The sequence below is a fragment of the Pseudomonas sp. KD5 genome (assembly GCF_012932895.1).
GTDB lineage: Bacteria > Pseudomonadota > Gammaproteobacteria > Pseudomonadales > Pseudomonadaceae > Aquipseudomonas.
The window spans coordinates 61,751-77,792 of sequence record NZ_JDWJ01000019.1 but is presented as its reverse complement, the minus strand read 5'-3'; the positions used below and the strand labels follow the sequence as shown (position 1 = coordinate 77,792).

The 16,042-nt window shown below is 59.7% G+C and carries 15 protein-coding genes; all 15 read left to right on the top strand.

Going from position 1 to position 16,042, the window contains the following annotated elements:
* Positions 1 to 279: 279 nt before the first annotated feature.
* Positions 280 to 1,314: a lipopolysaccharide heptosyltransferase II gene (waaF, locus tag AF70_RS28585; protein ID WP_018928560.1), complete on the top strand. Its 1,035-nt coding sequence runs from the start codon at positions 280 to 282 to the stop codon at positions 1,312 to 1,314.
* A 1-nt stretch (position 1,315) separates the two neighbouring features.
* Positions 1,316 to 2,377, top strand: coding sequence for a lipopolysaccharide heptosyltransferase I (gene waaC / locus AF70_RS28580; protein ID WP_019582160.1), 1,062 nt, complete (start codon positions 1,316 to 1,318; stop codon positions 2,375 to 2,377).
* Positions 2,377 to 3,498 (top strand): glycosyltransferase family 4 protein, encoded by a 1,122-nt coding sequence (locus AF70_RS28575; RefSeq protein ID WP_018928558.1) that lies wholly within the window; start codon positions 2,377 to 2,379, stop codon positions 3,496 to 3,498. The genes waaC and AF70_RS28575 overlap by 1 nt, the downstream gene beginning before the upstream one ends.
* Positions 3,498 to 4,304, top strand: a complete 807-nt coding sequence (gene rfaP, locus AF70_RS28570) for a lipopolysaccharide core heptose(I) kinase RfaP (RefSeq protein ID WP_019582161.1) — start codon at positions 3,498 to 3,500, stop codon at positions 4,302 to 4,304. Before AF70_RS28575 ends, rfaP begins: the two co-directional genes overlap by 1 nt.
* On the top strand, positions 4,304 to 5,038 hold the full coding sequence (locus AF70_RS28565; RefSeq protein ID WP_019582162.1) for a lipopolysaccharide kinase InaA family protein: 735 nt from the start codon (positions 4,304 to 4,306) through the stop codon (positions 5,036 to 5,038). The genes rfaP and AF70_RS28565 overlap by 1 nt, the downstream gene beginning before the upstream one ends.
* Complete coding sequence (locus tag AF70_RS28560) at positions 5,035 to 5,787, top strand: lipopolysaccharide kinase InaA family protein (RefSeq protein WP_028940177.1); 753 nt, start codon at positions 5,035 to 5,037, stop codon at positions 5,785 to 5,787. The genes AF70_RS28565 and AF70_RS28560 overlap by 4 nt, the downstream gene beginning before the upstream one ends.
* Entirely contained in the window at positions 5,787 to 7,238 is a 1,452-nt protein-coding gene (locus AF70_RS28555) for a lipopolysaccharide kinase InaA family protein (protein ID WP_019582164.1), read from the top strand. Before AF70_RS28560 ends, AF70_RS28555 begins: the two co-directional genes overlap by 1 nt.
* Before the next feature lie 168 nt (positions 7,239 to 7,406).
* A complete protein-coding gene (locus AF70_RS28550; RefSeq protein ID WP_081625785.1) occupies positions 7,407 to 7,742 on the top strand; it encodes a YceK/YidQ family lipoprotein in 336 nt (111 codons plus the stop codon).
* Positions 7,743 to 7,916: 174 nt separating this feature from the next.
* Positions 7,917 to 9,674, top strand: coding sequence for a carbamoyltransferase (locus AF70_RS28545; protein ID WP_018928552.1), 1,758 nt, complete (start codon positions 7,917 to 7,919; stop codon positions 9,672 to 9,674).
* A complete protein-coding gene (locus AF70_RS28540; protein WP_028940176.1) occupies positions 9,658 to 10,788 on the top strand; it encodes a glycosyltransferase in 1,131 nt (376 codons plus the stop codon). Before AF70_RS28545 ends, AF70_RS28540 begins: the two co-directional genes overlap by 17 nt.
* Positions 10,788 to 11,684 carry an antimicrobial resistance protein Mig-14 gene (locus AF70_RS28535; RefSeq protein ID WP_019582167.1) on the top strand — a complete coding sequence of 299 codons (897 nt, stop codon included), beginning with the start codon at positions 10,788 to 10,790 and terminating at the stop codon, positions 11,682 to 11,684. The genes AF70_RS28540 and AF70_RS28535 overlap by 1 nt, the downstream gene beginning before the upstream one ends.
* A gap of 8 nt (positions 11,685 to 11,692) precedes the next feature.
* Positions 11,693 to 13,123 (top strand): PIG-L deacetylase family protein, encoded by a 1,431-nt coding sequence (locus AF70_RS28530; RefSeq protein ID WP_026331924.1) that lies wholly within the window; start codon positions 11,693 to 11,695, stop codon positions 13,121 to 13,123.
* The gene (locus AF70_RS28525) at positions 13,120 to 14,076 is read left to right on the top strand and encodes a glycosyltransferase (protein ID WP_019582169.1); all 957 of its coding nucleotides are present in this window, start codon (positions 13,120 to 13,122) and stop codon (positions 14,074 to 14,076) included. Before AF70_RS28530 ends, AF70_RS28525 begins: the two co-directional genes overlap by 4 nt.
* A 39-nt stretch (positions 14,077 to 14,115) precedes the next feature.
* A complete protein-coding gene (locus tag AF70_RS28520) occupies positions 14,116 to 14,883 on the top strand; it encodes a glycosyltransferase family A protein (protein ID WP_028940175.1) in 768 nt (255 codons plus the stop codon).
* Between the two features lie 46 nt (positions 14,884 to 14,929).
* Complete coding sequence (locus AF70_RS28515; RefSeq protein ID WP_019582171.1) at positions 14,930 to 16,039, top strand: membrane protein; 1,110 nt, start codon at positions 14,930 to 14,932, stop codon at positions 16,037 to 16,039.
* Positions 16,040 to 16,042: the final 3 nt, after the last annotated feature.

The following is a 16,042-nucleotide window of genomic DNA, read 5'->3' as shown; positions in this document are numbered from 1 at the left end:
GTTCGACTGCGCAGCAGTCGCAAAGCGTTACACTCGATAATATGTGTAAGTGGTTGAAGATTTTGGGAGTGCTCCGCACTCCAGCGGGGGCAAGCCCCCTCGCCTCATTAACAAGTCAGCCCAAGAGATTTACTGGCTAAGCTGCACGCACTGGATGTGCAAAAATTGATCTGACGAGCCTATACAGGCTCGTCCAAATGACCTGGCGGCTCACCCCGCAGGTGCTGGATTCTCGAGGCGGGGAGGCGTATGCCTCCCCGGTTCGTTTTTGGAAACCACATGAAAATTCTGATCGTTGGGCCCAGTTGGGTCGGTGACATGGTGATGGCGCAGACACTTTTTCAGTGTCTCAAACAACGCCACCCGCAGTGCGAAATCGACGTGCTGGCCCCCGAGTGGAGCCGGCCGATCCTCGAGCGCATGCCCGAAGTACGCCAGGCCTTGAGCTTCCCGCTCGGCCACGGCGTGCTGGAACTGGCGACGCGTCGGCGCATCGGTAAATCCCTGGCCGGTCAGTACGACCAGGCCATCCTGCTGCCCAATTCGCTGAAATCGGCCCTGGTGCCGTTTTTTGCCGGCATCCCGAAACGCACCGGCTGGCGTGGCGAGTTCCGCTACGGCCTGCTCAATGATGTGCGCACGCTCGACAAAGAGCGTTATCCGTTGATGATCGAGCGCTTCATGGCCCTGGCCTTTGAGCCTGGCATCGAGCTGCCGAAACCTTATCCACGGCCGAGCTTGCAGATCGATCCGGTGACTCGCGACGGCGCACTGGCCAAGTTCGGCCTGGCCCTTGACCGTCCAGTGTTGGCGCTGTGCCCTGGCGCCGAATTCGGCGAGTCCAAGCGCTGGCCGTCCGAGCACTATGCCAAGGTCGCCGAGGCGAAGATTCGTGAAGGCTGGCAAGTCTGGCTGTTCGGCTCGAAAAACGATCACGCGGTGGGCGAAGACATTCGTGGGCGGTTGATTCCGGGGCTGCGTGAAGAGTCGGTAAACCTCAGTGGCGGCACTTCCTTGGCCGAGGCCATCGATCTGCTGTCCTGCGCCGACGCGGTGGTCTCCAACGACTCGGGCCTGATGCACGTGGCTGCCGCGCTGAACCGCCCGTTGGTGGCCGTGTACGGCTCGACGTCGCCGGGTTTCACGCCACCGCTGGCCGAGCATGTCGAGATCGTGCGCCTGGGCATCGAATGCAGTCCGTGCTTCGATCGCACCTGTCGTTTCGGTCATTACAACTGCTTGCGCCAGCTCATGCCCAAAGCGGTGAACGAAGCCTTGCAGCGGTTGCTGGGCACTGTGGTCGAGGTCAAATAGTTTGCGGGTACTGTTGATCAAGACTTCTTCGCTGGGCGATGTGATTCACGCGTTGCCAGCGTTGACCGATGCGGCGCGGGCGATCCCCGGCATCAAGTTCGACTGGGTGGTGGAAGAAGGTTTCGCCGAGATTCCGACCTGGCACCCGGCCGTGGGCAAGGTGATTCCGGTGGCGATTCGTCGCTGGCGCAAGAACATCTGGCAGACCCTCAAGAGTGGCGAGTGGAAGCGCTTCAAGCAAAGCGTCCGCGCGACGAAATACGACTTGGTGATCGATGCCCAGGGCCTGCTGAAAAGTGCATTGTTGACGCGCTATGCCAAAGCACCGGTGGCCGGGCTGGACAAGAACTCGGCCCGTGAACCGATCGCCGCGCGCTTCTATTCCCGACGTCTGGCCGTGGCCCGTGGGCAGCACGCGGTTGAACGAGTGCGTCAGCTGTTCGCGTTGGCCCTGGGTTACGACCTGCCCAAAGGCCTGGGTGATTACGGCCTGAACGTCGAGCGGCTGGTGGAGTTGCCGCGCAAGAATCCGTACGTGGTGTTTCTCCACGGCACCACCTGGGACACCAAACACTGGCCCGAAGCCTATTGGCGCGAGCTGGCCGAGCGGGTGGGGTATCTCGGCGTGGCGGTGAAGCTGCCGTGGGGCAACCCGGTCGAAAAGGCCCGCGCCGAGCGCATTGCCAAAGACATGAAACACGTCGAAGTACTGCCCAGGCTGAACCTGGCGGGTGTCGGCAAAGTTCTGGCCGGTGCGCAAGCCTGCGTGGCGGTGGACACCGGCCTCGGTCACCTGGCTGCGGCGCTGGACGTGCCGACCCTGTCGCTGTTCGGCCCGACCAATCCGGGCCTGACCGGCGCCTACGGCAAATCGCAGATTCACATGGCCAGCGACTTCCCTTGCGCACCGTGCCTGCAAAAGAAATGCACCTATCAACCGACGGCCGACGATGCCCGTCGGTTTGACCTGAAGCGCGAGTGGCCCCTGTGCTTCACGCGTCTGAATCCCGAGCGTGTCGCGAGCCGACTGAGCACGTTGTTACTGGCTGAGGAGCTGCGCTGATGCAATTGGCATTTGTCCTGTACAAGTACTTTCCGTTTGGCGGCTTGCAGCGCGACTTCATGCGCATCGCCCTTGAATGCCAGCAGCGCGGCCATCAAATTCGTGTCTATACGTTGATCTGGGAAGGTGACATCCCGCCGGGCTTCGAAGTGTTGGTGGCGCCGGTCAAGGCGTTCTTCAATCATCGGCGCAACGAGAAACTCACCGAATGGATGGAGGCCGATCTGGCCAAGCGCCCGGTGGATCGCCTGATTGGTTTCAATAAAATGCCGGGCCTGGACGTTTACTACGCCGCCGACGGCTGCTTCGAAGACAAGGCGCAAAACCTGCGCAACTCGCTGTACCGTCGCTGGGGCCGCTACCGGCACTTCGCTGAGTACGAACGCGCGGTGTTCGCCAAAGATGCCAAGACCGAAGTGCTGATGATTTCCGAAGTCCAGCAGCCGCTGTTCATCAAGCACTACGACACACCGCTGGAGCGCTTCCATTTGCTGCCACCGGGCATTGCCCAAGACCGTCGTCGCCCCGCGAACGCGGATGAAATTCGCGCCGGGTTCCGCGCCGAATTCAACCTGAAGGACGATGAGCTGCTGCTGGTGCAGATCGGTTCCGGGTTCAAGACCAAAGGCGTGGACCGTAGCCTCAAGGCACTGGCCGCGCTGCCCGCCGAGCTGAAAAAACGCACCCGGCTGTTTGTAATTGGCCAGGACGACCCCAAAGTATTCCAATTGCAGAGCGCCACATTGGGGCTCGGCGACAACGTGCAATTCCTCAAGGGCCGCAGCGATATCCCGCGCTTCCTGCTCGGTGCCGATCTGCTGATCCACCCGGCGTACAACGAAAACACCGGGACGGTATTGCTTGAAGCCCTGGTAGCCGGTTTGCCGGTGTTGGTGAGCGCGGTGTGTGGGTATGCCCATTACATCGCCGAGGCCGACGCGGGTCTGGTGCTGGACGAACCCTTCGATCAGGCGCAACTGACTCAGTACCTGACCGGCATGTTGAACGACACTGATGCACGGGCGGCTTGGAGCCGCAACGGTCTGGCCTTCGCCGAGACGGCCGACCTCTACAGCATGCCGCAGCACGCGGCCGATGTGATTCTGGCGGAGCACGCTTAATGAAGTTGATGCTGGCTGAACCGTTCAAGAGCCTCTGGGCCGGACGCGACCCGTTCGCCGAAGTCGAGGGCCTCAAGGGCGAGGTGTACCGCGAGCTCGAAGCGCGCCGGACACTGCGAACTGAAGTGGACGGCCACGGGTACTTCGTGAAGATCCACCGGGGCATCGGCTGGGGTGAGATTTTCAAGAACCTGCTGACCGCCAAGCTGCCGGTGCTGGGCGCGGGCCAGGAGTGGAAGGCCATTGAGCGTCTGCAAGAAGTCGGCGTGCCGACCATGACTGCCGTCGCTTATGGCGAAAAGGGCAGCAACCCGGCGGATCAGCATTCGTTCATCGTCACTGAAGAATTGGCGCCCACCGTCAGCCTTGAAGATTTCAGCATCGACTGGGTCAAGCACCCGCCGGAGCCAAAGCTCAAGCGCGCCCTGATCGCCGAAGTCGCGCGCATGACCGGCATGATGCACCGCGCCGGGGTCAACCATCGCGACTGCTACATCTGCCACTTCCTGCTGCACACCGATAAGCCGGTAACCTGCGATGACCTCAAGTTGTCGGTGATCGACCTGCACCGCGCCCAGGCCCGCCCGACGATTACCCGGCGCTGGCGCAACAAGGACCTGGCGGCGCTGTATTTTTCGGCGCTGGAGATCGGCCTGACCCGTCGCGACAAACTGCGTTTCCTCAAGGGGTACTTCCAGCAGCCCCTGCGCCAGATACTGGTTGAAGAAGCCGGGTTACTGGCGTGGCTCGAAGGCAAGGCCAACAAGCTCTACGAGCGTAAACAGCGCTACGGGGATGCGCTCTGATGTCGGGTTGGACACTGGAGCCGGCTTACAGCGATCTGGCAGAAGATTTCGGCAGTCTTGATGCGGTGTTTGCCCTTGAGGGCGAGCGACTGACCCATGATCCGCTGTCTGAAGTTATTCGCGTCCAGCGCAAAGGCGTCAACTATTACGTCAAACGCTACGTCAGTGCCGGCAAAGGCCTGCGACGCTACCTGGGAAAACCTCGGGTAAAGGCCGAGTGGCAGAACCTCAAGCGTTTCGCCAAGTGGGGCATTCCCACCGCAGAGGTTGTGGCCTGGGGGTTGGAGCGGCACGGTGTGACGTACGCCCGTGGGGCAATGATCACCCGCGAACTGCCGCGTACCGAAGACTTGTCGGTCCTGGCTAATCGGCGTGATCCGAAACTGGCGGACCGCGCCTGGGTTGATACCGTCAGTCGCCAATTGGCCGGTTACACCCGGACCATGCACGACAACCGTTTCACTCATAATGATTTGAAGTGGCGCAACCTGTTGGTCGACGATGAGGCCCGGCTGTTCCTGATCGATTGCCCCAACGGCGATTTCTGGCGTGGCTTCTGGCTCAAATACCGCATCACCAAAGACCTGGCCTGCCTCGACAAGGTCGCCAAGTATCACCTGTCGGCTACCCAGCGCCTGCGCTTTTACCTGCAATACCGCCAATGCGCCCGGCTCGACGCCGCGGACAAGAAACGCATTCGGCACGTGGTGAGATTTTTTGAGGGACGCGAATGACTGATTTTCTGGCTGCTGAAGACCGTGCGCTGTTCGAGCGTCATGGTCTCGGCACCTTCGACGCACTTTGGGCCAAACAGCTCGACGCGGTGGACGAGCCCAACACCGGCCGGGGTGGCTGGAGCAGTGTGTTTCGGCTGGATCTGGACGGTCATGGCTACTACCTCAAGCGCCAGAGCAACTACCTGACGCGCTCCCGGCATTCGCCCTTTGGCGAGCCGAGTTTTGCCCGTGAGTTTCGCAACATAAGTCGTTATCGGGCGCTGGGTATTCCGGCGCTGCAGGCGGCGTTTTTTGGTGAGCGCAAGGTCGACGGTGAAGTTCGGGCGATTCTGCTGACTCACGCGCTGGACGGTTGGGATGATCTGGATTCGCTGTTGCAGCGCTGGTCGGAGCTGAGCGCGATACAGCACTCGGCCATTCTCAAGGCCTGTGGGCAACTGGCGCGACGCCTGCACGGCAGGCGCCAGGTCCACGGTTGCTTCTACCCCAAGCACATTTTTCTTCAGGCCACCGGCGACGGCTATCAGGCGCAATTGATCGACCTGGAAAAAACCCGGCCGCTGTTTTTCGGCCGGCGTGATCGGGTCAAGGACCTGGAGCCGTTGCTGCGTCGGGCGCCGGAATGGAGCGACAGCCAGCTGCGCGAATTGTTGGCGGTTTATCTGGATCAGTCGCTGAACAGTTCGCGGGTGGACCGCTGGGTATCGCGCCTGAGTGCGCGCCGCAGTAACAAGGAGACGCGTTGATGCGTTTGTCCGAACTGAAAAACGCCGGCCGCAGCCCGAGCCTGCCGCTGAGCATTCCACTGGCCGATGCCGCGGGGCCTGCCGATTTGCAGCTGCTGAGTCTGCTGCGGGTATTGCCGGGGCAGCGTTATGTGGGTGCTGGCGTCTGGCGCGGCCGGCCGGTGCTGGCCAAGTTGTTGGTCGGTGGCAAAGCGGCGCGGCATTTTCAACGTGAACTGGACGGCGTGCGTTTGCTGGCCGCTCAGGGGCTGACCACGCCGTTGTTATTGGCCGATGGCCTCAAGGATGGCGAGGGCGGTTGGCTGTTGTTCGATTTCCTTGAGGGCGCCGAGAGCCTGGGGGATGCCTGGAAGCAGGTCGAACACTTGCCCGCATTGGCGGATGAACAATCCGCGGTGCTGGCTGAGGCGTTGGGCGCCATCGGCCAACTGCACAGCAAAGGCCTGTGGCAGGAAGACCTGCACCTGGACAACCTGCTGCGCCATGGCGGTCAGTTGTATTTGATCGATGGCGCCGGGATCTGCGTCGAAACGGCGGGCAAGCCACTGTCGCAACAGAAAGTCCTGGAAAACCTCGGGGTGTTTTTCGCCCAGTTGCCCAAAGTGCTGGAACCCTTCACCGAAGAGTTGCTGGTGTATTACCTGCTGAGTAACGGCGAACACGCGTTGCCGATGGAGGCGTTGCAAAAACAGATCGACAAGGTCCGTCGCTGGCGTTTGAAGGACTTTCTGATCAAGGTCGGCCGCGAATGCACGCTGTTCAGCGTCCAGCGTGGTGCGTTCGGCTTACGGGCGATTCGCCGTGAGGAAGAGGCCGCGATGCTGCCGGTGCTGGCACAGGCCGACGCCTTGCTCGATCAGGGGCATCTGTACAAGACCGGCGGCGCGGCGAGCGTCGGCAAGGTCGAGGTGGCCGGGCGCACACTGGTGGTCAAGCGTTACAACATCAAAGGCTTTACCCACTGGCTCAAGCGTTTCTGGCGCCCGAGCCGCGCCTGGCACTCATGGCGCGAAGGCAATCGCCTGGCGTTCCTCGGTATTGCCACGCCAAAACCATTGGCGTTGCTGGAGAAGCGTTTTCTCTGGCTGCGCAGCCGGGCGTACCTGGTGACCGAGTATTTGCCGGGGCCGGACATCATCGAGCGCTTCGCGCCGTACGTTGAGAGCGGGGACGCGCCGGAAGCCGAGTTACGGGCTCTGGATCACCTGTTCGCCGAACTGATCGGCGAGCGGATCAGCCATGGCGACTTCAAGGGCCATAACCTGTTCTGGCAGCAGGATCGCTGGGCACTGATCGATCTGGATTCGATGTGTCAGCATGGTTCGCTCAGCAGCTTTGCCCCCGCGTATGCGCGGGATCGGGCGCGGTTCATGCGCAACTGGCCCGAGAGCAGTGCGCTGTACCAAGTGATTGATCAGCGTCTGCCCAAAGATATCTCTAGCGCTGCTTGAATCGGGTCTTCGACCCCATCGCGGGCTTGCCCGCGATGGGGTCAGATCAGTCTCCCGAGATCTGGCGGACAAGTTCTTGTGAATTGTCCTACATGATCTGCAGAGCCCATGAACTGTGCCCTGAATAGCCACGATGCTAGTTTGCCTGACGTTCTCGGAGGGCAGATTTTGACGATAAAAATGGCTGTGATGTTGAGCTCTTTTTCACTGGCGCTGTCTGGCTGCGGGACCGCTGTCACGGTGCTGCAGGATGACGAAGAGGCCGCCCGTGGCCTCAGAAAGCAAAAGACCTACTGTCAGTCCATTCCTCGCATCTACAGCGGTCTGGCTCACGACTTTTGCCTCTTGCACGCGCCGCCCGATCCCACGGGTATTCTGGTGCCGTTCGTATTGCTGGACTTAACCCTTTCGGGTGTATTCGACACGGTTTTCTTGCCCTATACGATTTACCGGCAGGCTGCCGACGGAAATATCAGGATTTACTGGCGGCCGGGTCGCGGATGAGCAAAGGCGAACGCTTGGGCTCGACGTCATCTTCACGGCACCGATAAGGGCAGGGTCATTCCCGCCACGTTTACGCTATAATCCCGCCCTTTAGCTGTCTCTCGCCCCTTGCGAGGGCACATTAATTTTTGAGGCGCGTTGCGCCTGCATGCAGACTAAAGAGGCTAGACCCCTGTGGCATTGACGATTCTTGGCCTGTCCGGCGCCCTTAGCCATGATCCTTCCGCAGCCTTGTACATCGACGGCAAGCTGGTCGCGGCGGCTGAAGAAGAGCGTTTCGTGCGTGATAAACATGCAAAGAACCGCATGCCTTACGAGTCGGCGAAATTCTGCCTCGAGCAGGCTGGCATCAAGCCATCCGACGTTGACGTGGTGGCGATTCCATTCGCACCGATCAGCCTGTTCGGCAAGGCTCGCTGGCACTACGCCAAGCGCTACTGGTACGCCCCGGACCGCGCCCTCGATGCGATCCTGATGGGTAACCGTCGCTACAAGCGCTATCGCAACAAGATTGTCTGGTGCCTCGAGCAATTGGGTTTCGATCCGAAAAAGATCAAGATCGAGCCGGTCGAGCACCACTTGGCCCACGCCTCCAGCGCCTACCACTGCTCCGGTTTCAAAGAGAAAACCGCGATCCTGGGGATCGACGGCAAGGGCGAGTACGCCACGACTTTCTTCGGTTATGGCGAAAACGGCAAGATCCACAAGATCAAGGAATTCTTCGATCCGGACTCCCTCGGCGGCCTGTACGGCGCGATCACCGAGTTCCTCGGCTTCGAAATGCTCGACGGTGAGTTCAAGGTCATGGGCATGGCGCCGTACGGCGACGCCAGCAAATACGATTTTTCCCGTCTGGCCTCGTTCGAGAACGGCGAGCTGGTGATCAACACCGACTACGCCAACGTCATCGGCCTGCGTCGTTATAAAGAGAAGGGCAAGGGTTTCTACTTCTCGCCGAAGCTGATCGAGTGGCTGGGTCCGAAACGTGAAGGCGACATCGCCGACGAGCCGTACATTCACTACGCCGCCAGCATGCAAGCGCTGTTCGAGAAACTGGCGTTGCAGATGATCGACCATTACCTGGGCGATGTGCTCAAGGAAACCGGCAAGCTGGCCTTCGCCGGTGGTTGTGCGTTGAACGTCAAGCTGAACCAGAAAATCATCGCCCGCGACGACATCAAAGAATTGTTCGTCCAGCCTGCGTCCGGCGATGCCGGTACCGCGGTGGGTGCGGCCGCTTACGTGTCTCATGCTCGTGGTGTACCGGTCGAGAAGATGGAGCACGTCTACCTCGGCCCGTCCTACAGCAATGAAGACGTGATCGCGGCCTGCGCCCGTCACGCCGACAAGCCAAAGTGGCGCAAGCTCGACAACATGCCGGAGCAGATCGCCAAAATCATGGTCGATGGCAACCCGGTGGCCTGGTTCCAGGGCCGCATGGAGTTCGGTCCGCGTGCCTTGGGCGGTCGTTCGATCATTGGCTGCCCGAGCGTGGCCGGCGTGGCGGACCGTATCAACCATCAGATCAAGTTCCGCGAGCGCTGGAGGCCTTTCTGCCCGTCGATGCTCGACACCGTTGCGCCGCAAATGATCAAGATCGATCACCCTGCACCGTTCATGACCTTCACCTTCGAAGTGGCTGAAGAGTGGAAAACCCGCGTGCCGGAAGTCGTCCATGAAGACGGCACGTCCCGGGCCCAGGTGCTCAAGCGCGAATACAACCCGCGCTACTACGACATGATGAAGGCGTTGGAAGTACTGACCGGCAACGGTGTGTCGCTGAACACTTCGCTCAACCGTCGTGGCGAGCCGATGATCTGCTCGCCGACTGACGCCTTGAACATGTTCTTCGGTTCCGACCTGCAGTACCTGATCATGGAAGACATTCTGGTGGTCAAAGAAGGCGCGGACGCTTATGACTCGCTCGGCTGAACGCCATGTGCTGCAGTTCTGTCACGGCTATGACGGGCCGTTTCTGGACTGCGCCCGGCAGTACGCCAGCCTGTTCGCGGGGACCGGTTATCGCGTGACCACGGTGTTCCTGACCGGGGCTGCAGATAGCCAAGTCGCCGCGAACTGTGCGTCCGACGAGGTGCTGTTCATGGAGTACAGCTCCAAGGCCATTCGTGGCCTGAAGCTGGGCGCCATCGGCGATCTGCGCAAGATCGCCGCATCGCGCAACTTCAGTTTCTGCATCGCTCATCGTTTCAAACCGATCTACATCGCCCTGCTCGGCACCTCGTTGCCGGTGATTGGCGTGCATCACGCGTTTGGTGATTACCAGCGCCGCACCCGCAAGCTGTTCGCGCATATTTTCCGCAAACGCCTGAGCCTGCTCGGCGTCTCCGACGCGGTGCGTGACGACATGCGCCGTTGCTTGCCGAAATGGCCGGTCGAGCGGATTCAGACGCTCTATAACCGGATTGATGTGCAGGCGTTGCAGGCCAGCCAAGTGTCGGTTCGCGAGGCCCGGGAAACCCTCGGTCTGTCGATGGATGCCTGGATTGTCGGCAACGTCGGGCGCCTGCATCCGGACAAGGATCAGACTACGTTGTTGCATGGTTTTGCCAGCGCATTGCCGGGGTTGCCGGCCAACAGTCAGCTGGTGATTCTGGGCAGCGGTCGGCTGGAGCAGGACCTCAAGGCCCTGGCGCGTGAACTGGGTATCGGCGATCGCGTGCTGTTCCTCGGCCAGGTGCCCGAGGCGCGTCGCTACTTCCGCGCTTTCGATGTGTTTGCCTTGAGTTCCGATCATGAACCGTTCGGCATGGTATTGCTGGAGGCCATGGCCGCCGGTGTGCCGCTGCTCGCCACCGCGTGTGGTGGCGCCAGGGAAGTGGTCGAAGGTGTGGGCATTCTATTTCCGCTGGGCGATGCCGGGCACTTGGCTCAAGGGCTGCAACATCTGGCCGCGATGGACGAGCAGCAACGCCGGCAGTGCGCCGAGCTGATGTTCGACCGCTTGCGTGAGCGCTTCTCCGATCGCGCGGTGCGCGATGCTTTCTGGCATTTGCCGCACGTTACCGAACTGGCACCGAGGGGCTGATGCTCAACCGATTTCAAGGCTGGCGCGAGCGTGGCTGGGTGCAGGTCGACGCCTCGACTTATGCACAAACCTGGCAGCGTTTTGGCGGCAGCGTCGCGACTCATCCTCTGGTGGTCGAACGTCTGGCACAGTTGGCCGACATCCCGGTGCGTTACCTGGCTTGGGAGCAGGACGGCGAAGTGAAAGCCGCCATCCCGACCTGGGGGCGCGACCTGGCGCTGTCCAAGGACGTGCTCAAGCGCACGGGTAAAAAAGGCCTGTTCGACCTCGGCAATGCCGAACTGATTCTGCCGGCCGCCACCGATGCCCAGGCACCGCTGCGCCATCGGGGGCGTTACCTGTCGGCGCTGAGCGAAGGTCGTTTTACCGGTATCAAGCTGCAGACAGAACAACTGGCGCTGGCCCGTACGCCTGAAGAATTGTCGAAAAAGTTTCGCTACAACCAGCGCCGCGAGTTGCGTCTGCTGGAAGAGGCGGGCGGCGTGGTGCGGCCGGTTACCGAGTTTTCCAGCAGTGAACTGGCGGCGATCTATTGCGACCTGTTCCAGCGTCGCTGGGGCTTTCCGGCCACCGGTGCCGAGCGTATGGGCGAGGTGATCGAGTTGTTGCGCGAGTTGCTGATCGGCTCGGTGATTTTCCTCAACGACGCACCGATTGCGACTCAACTGGTGTACCGCGTCGAGGCGCCGGAATGGATCAGCGTCGAATACGTCAACGGCGGTGTCGATCCCGAGACCCGCGAATTCAGCCCTGGCAGCGTACTGAGCTTCCTCAACACCCAAAGCGCCTGGGAACATGCCCGCGCGTTGGATAAACCCCTGCGGTTTTCCTTTGGTCGAACCGACCGTGAGTACAAGGACCGTTGGTGCAATTCTGTGCCGGTCTTCACGGTATGAGCCAACCCATGAGCCGAAAACAGCAACTGCTCAAGCGCCATCGGCGCAACAAACGCATCGGCCTGTTGATTGCGTTGATGCTGCTGATCGCGATCGGCGTGCTGGTGGTCTGGTGGCTGCCGCTGGTGTTTGCGGTGCTGGGCTGGATCGCCCACGAGGCATGGTTTGCCGACCATCTGTTTTATTCCCCCCAAGACGATTACCAATACAGCTTCCCGCCGTATACACCACAGCCCAAGATCCATCTGGACGGTGAACGGCTGCGGCTGGATGAGGGTGTCATGCTGGTCGATGACGCCACGCTGGTACTGGCGTTGCGGGTGAAAAGTACTTGGCTGGGGCGCTTTATCGATCCGGTGGTCGAGTTGCTGGGGGGGGATAATCCCGACCGGCAAACTTTCGAGCGCGGTGTAAATGGGCTGCGTTATCTCAATCTCAGTGGTCAGTCACGGGTGCTGTCACAGGGTGAATTACGTTTGCGCGGGCGTTTCTGCCGATTGCTTGGTGAGCCAGTACTTTGGGCGTTCGAGCATCCGGATTACAGTCGTCAACGGGTGATGGTGATCGCCCCGCACGCCGACGACGCCGAGCTGGCGGCATTCGGGCTGTACAGTAGCGCAAGTCAGAGTTGGGTGGTGACCCTGACCGCCGGAGAAATTGAGGCCGGGCACTATCGACAGATGGGGCTCAATGATGTCGAAGCGTCCCGCATGAAAGGTTCACTGCGTGCCTGGGACAGTGTCAGTGTGCCGTTGTGGGGAGGTGTACCTCAGGAGCGCTGTATACAACTGGGGTACTTCTGCCTGCAATTGCCCGCCATGCAGAGAGCACCCGCCGAGGCCGTAGCGTCCCGCGAGGCACAGCTTGGCGATACCCGATATTTCCGACGGTTCAATCCGTTTGCCTTGGGCAGTGACGTTGATGGTCTGCCGTCCTGGAACAATCTGCTGGCGGATCTGCGTGAGTTGATCGAGCGCATTGAACCTCAGATCATTGTCTTGCCGCATCCACACTTTGACCCTCATCCAGACCATCTGTGCTCGCAGCAGGCAGTGATGCAGGCATTAAGCGGCACGACTTGGCAACCCGACACCTTATTGCATTACGCCAATCATTTGCACGACAACGATCGCTGGCCAATGGGCGATGCCGGTACAGGCGTAGCGCTGCCACCGCAGATGGATACGCATGAGCCGCTGCGGCCCTGGACGCTTTGTTTGTCCGCCGAAAAACAATGGCATAAGGCCATGTCGTTGGGCATGATGCACGACCTTCAGCCCGGGCCTCCCTTCAAGCGTCTACTTCGCCGGGCAATACAACGTTGCCTGGCGGCCCGACGCTGGCCGGCATTCGGCGAAAACGAGTTCTTCCGTAAAACAGTGCGACGCCACGAGTTGTTTTGGGTCCAAGAGCAGTCTGGAAAGAGAGAGTCCAATTGAAAGTTCTGTTTCTGGTTCAGAAGGAGCAGCGAGCGATCCTTGACCGACTGTATGACGGGATCGCCGAGCATTGCGAGTGCGACAAGCGTGAATTGACCAGTGCAGAGCAGGACGACTTGCGTGGCTACTTTCGCAGGCATGTCGATGTGACCCTTTATGACCGGATCGTGTTTTTCCTGCGCTTCAAAAAAGAAATCAGACAGGTGAGGTTCATACAAACCCTGCCCAATCTGGTTATTCTTGAACACGATGCGTACCAGAATTACATCCCGTGCAAATACACCGGGAAATTCAGTGCCCATTACCGCAAGTTGCCGTGGGTACGGGTGATCAGCTCGGGTTTCATGGTCAGCCAGCGCTTGCGTGATGAAGGTTTTGACGCGCACTTCGTGCCCAAGGGCTACGATCAGGCGCTGTTGCAAAACCGTCAGCGTGAGCGTGATATCGAGCTGGGTTTCGTTGGCAGTCTCAATAGTGTGGCGTATGCCGGTCGCAAGGCCATGCTCGAGTCGGTGGCCGACGTCGAAAACTTGCTGATCACTCGCACCGGGTCGGGTGAGGAGTACTGCGAGACGTTGAGCCGGATCCGTTACTTCGTGAGTGCCGATGTCGGCATGGGCGAATACATGATCAAGAATTTCGAGGCCATGGCCTGTGGTTGCGTGCTGTTTGCTTACGATCAAGGGGAAGCAGAGAATCGCGCGCTAGGTTTTGTTGATATGCAGAATATTGTGCTCTATCGGACACGCGACGAACTCAGAGAGAAACTCGCCGTGTTGCGCGCGTCCTCGCAACTGGCCGAGGCCATTTCGTTGGCCGGTCAGGCTCTGGTAGAGCAGCGCTATACCTTCCGGGCGGTGGGGCATGCGATTGTCGATGCCATGCGTGCGCCGTTGCGCGAGCGGGTGCCGCTGAGCTGGAAAGAGAAACTACGCTTGTCGTTGGGGCTGTGAAGCCGGGCGATTAAACAATAAATGGTGCGGTGTAAATAAATGCTGTTCAGCGATACTAGCGACATTTCGATCGTCATCACCAGTTGCGGCCGCTTCGATCTGTTGAAGCGGACTCTGGAGACACTTGACCGGTTCAACACGGCCCCCATCCGTAAAGTGTTCATTACCGAGGACTCCGGCGACAGTGCCGTAGAGGCCTGTATTCCGGAGCACTGGAGGGCGCACACCCAGTTCTTCATCAACAATCCGCGTCTGGGTCAGTTGCGATCCATCGATGCCGCCTATTCTCAGGTGCAGACGTCATGGATCTTCCATTGCGAAGACGACTGGGATTTTTATCGCGAAGGGTTTATAGAAGATTCCCAACGACTGTTGGAGGAGGATCCACAGGCGCTGCAGGTGTGGTTGCGCAGCTTCAATCATGACCTGATGGTTCACAGTCCTTATGTGTTCCTGGGCGAACGAAAAATCAGCCATGGCGTTCCTTTCTACATACTGGGCTCGCACAAGGCGGACTGGCAGGGTTTTTCCTTTAACCCAGGGCTACGCCGTCGCGCGGATTACCTGTTGCATGCACCGTATTCCGGGTTATCCGGAGAGAAAGACTTGTCGCGTCTGTATGCCGGGGAAAACCGCTATGCGTTGATTCTGGAAAACGACGCGGTATTGCACACCGGCTTCGGTGAACATGTGGTGGTTCCACAGGAGCGTGCGAACAAATTGAAGCGCAAACGTCTCGATCGGCTCAAGCTGATGGCAGCCCTTATTATCGGTTTGGCAACAGGTTGGGTGCTCCATGGGATTTAGCGGCGCGAAGCCTGGAAAGATCACCGTCACGTCTTATTTTGGAACGATGCTCTGTCTGTTTCTGCTGAGCTTCATAGTGGGCTGGTCGTCGAAGTGGACCAACAACCTGTTTTACGGACTGATGGTATTGCCGGGCCTGTTTTTCCTGATCAAGGAGCGCGGTAACGGCTTACTCAAGCAGCCGTTGATGTGGGGCTGGCTGGCATTTCTTCTGTGGTTTGTGGTGCCTGCGGCGATTGCCGGACACTTGCAGTTCTACAAGCACATTTTCTATGTGCTGATGTTCGTCATGGTGCTCGGCGCATTCACCGAACCTCGCTTTTTCCGCAGCCCCCTGTTTGTTCGTGCGCAGTTCTGGATCCTGGCGGTGTACATTTTCGCCTGGGCGGTCTACAGCTGGGCAACTGGTGAGTATGCCGTCGGTAGTCGGGTGGCATTGCTTCCTGCACGTTTGCAGAACGTCATATATGCCGGTATCTGGCTGTTGTGCGCGCTGGCGCTGGCATTGCCATTCTGGCTCAGGGAACGCAAGTTCGTCGAAGCTGGCTTGGCCGTCGCTTTTTCGTTATTCGCGGTAGTCTACATTCTGCAGGCACGCACGGCGTTGGTAGGGGCCGTGTTCCTGGCGGGAATCTGGGTGCTTTATGGGATCTATCACAAGCCGCGGCAAGTTGGCGGCGGCGTCGCGATTAGTCTGGTGCTCATGGGGCTGTTGTTCCTGGCGGTGCATAACGACGCCTGGTACCAGGCATTGTGGACGCGCGGCGATTCGTACCGCATCGAGATTTTCGAAGTCATGGTTGGCGAATGGCACCGTTGCGGCTGGGTACTGGGTTGCGGCATCGACTTCCACACCACTCAGGTGCTCGACGGCTGGATGCCGATCCAGCATCCGCACAATATTTTCGTCTCGCTGGGGCTTTACAGCGGCGCCGTCGCACTGGTGTTGTTCATCGCTGTGATGGCGGCCTCGCTTTGGCAGGCCTGGCGTATGCGTGATGAGTGGGGCGTGTATCTGGCGTGTGCGCTAGTGATGTTGAATTTCGACGGCGGCTTGTTGATCGGTAATCCAGACGAACTATGGCCATTGGTGCTGTTGCCAGCGGGGATGATCCTTTCTCGGGCATTGCAAGCGCAGCGCCAGGCACTAGTGTAATAC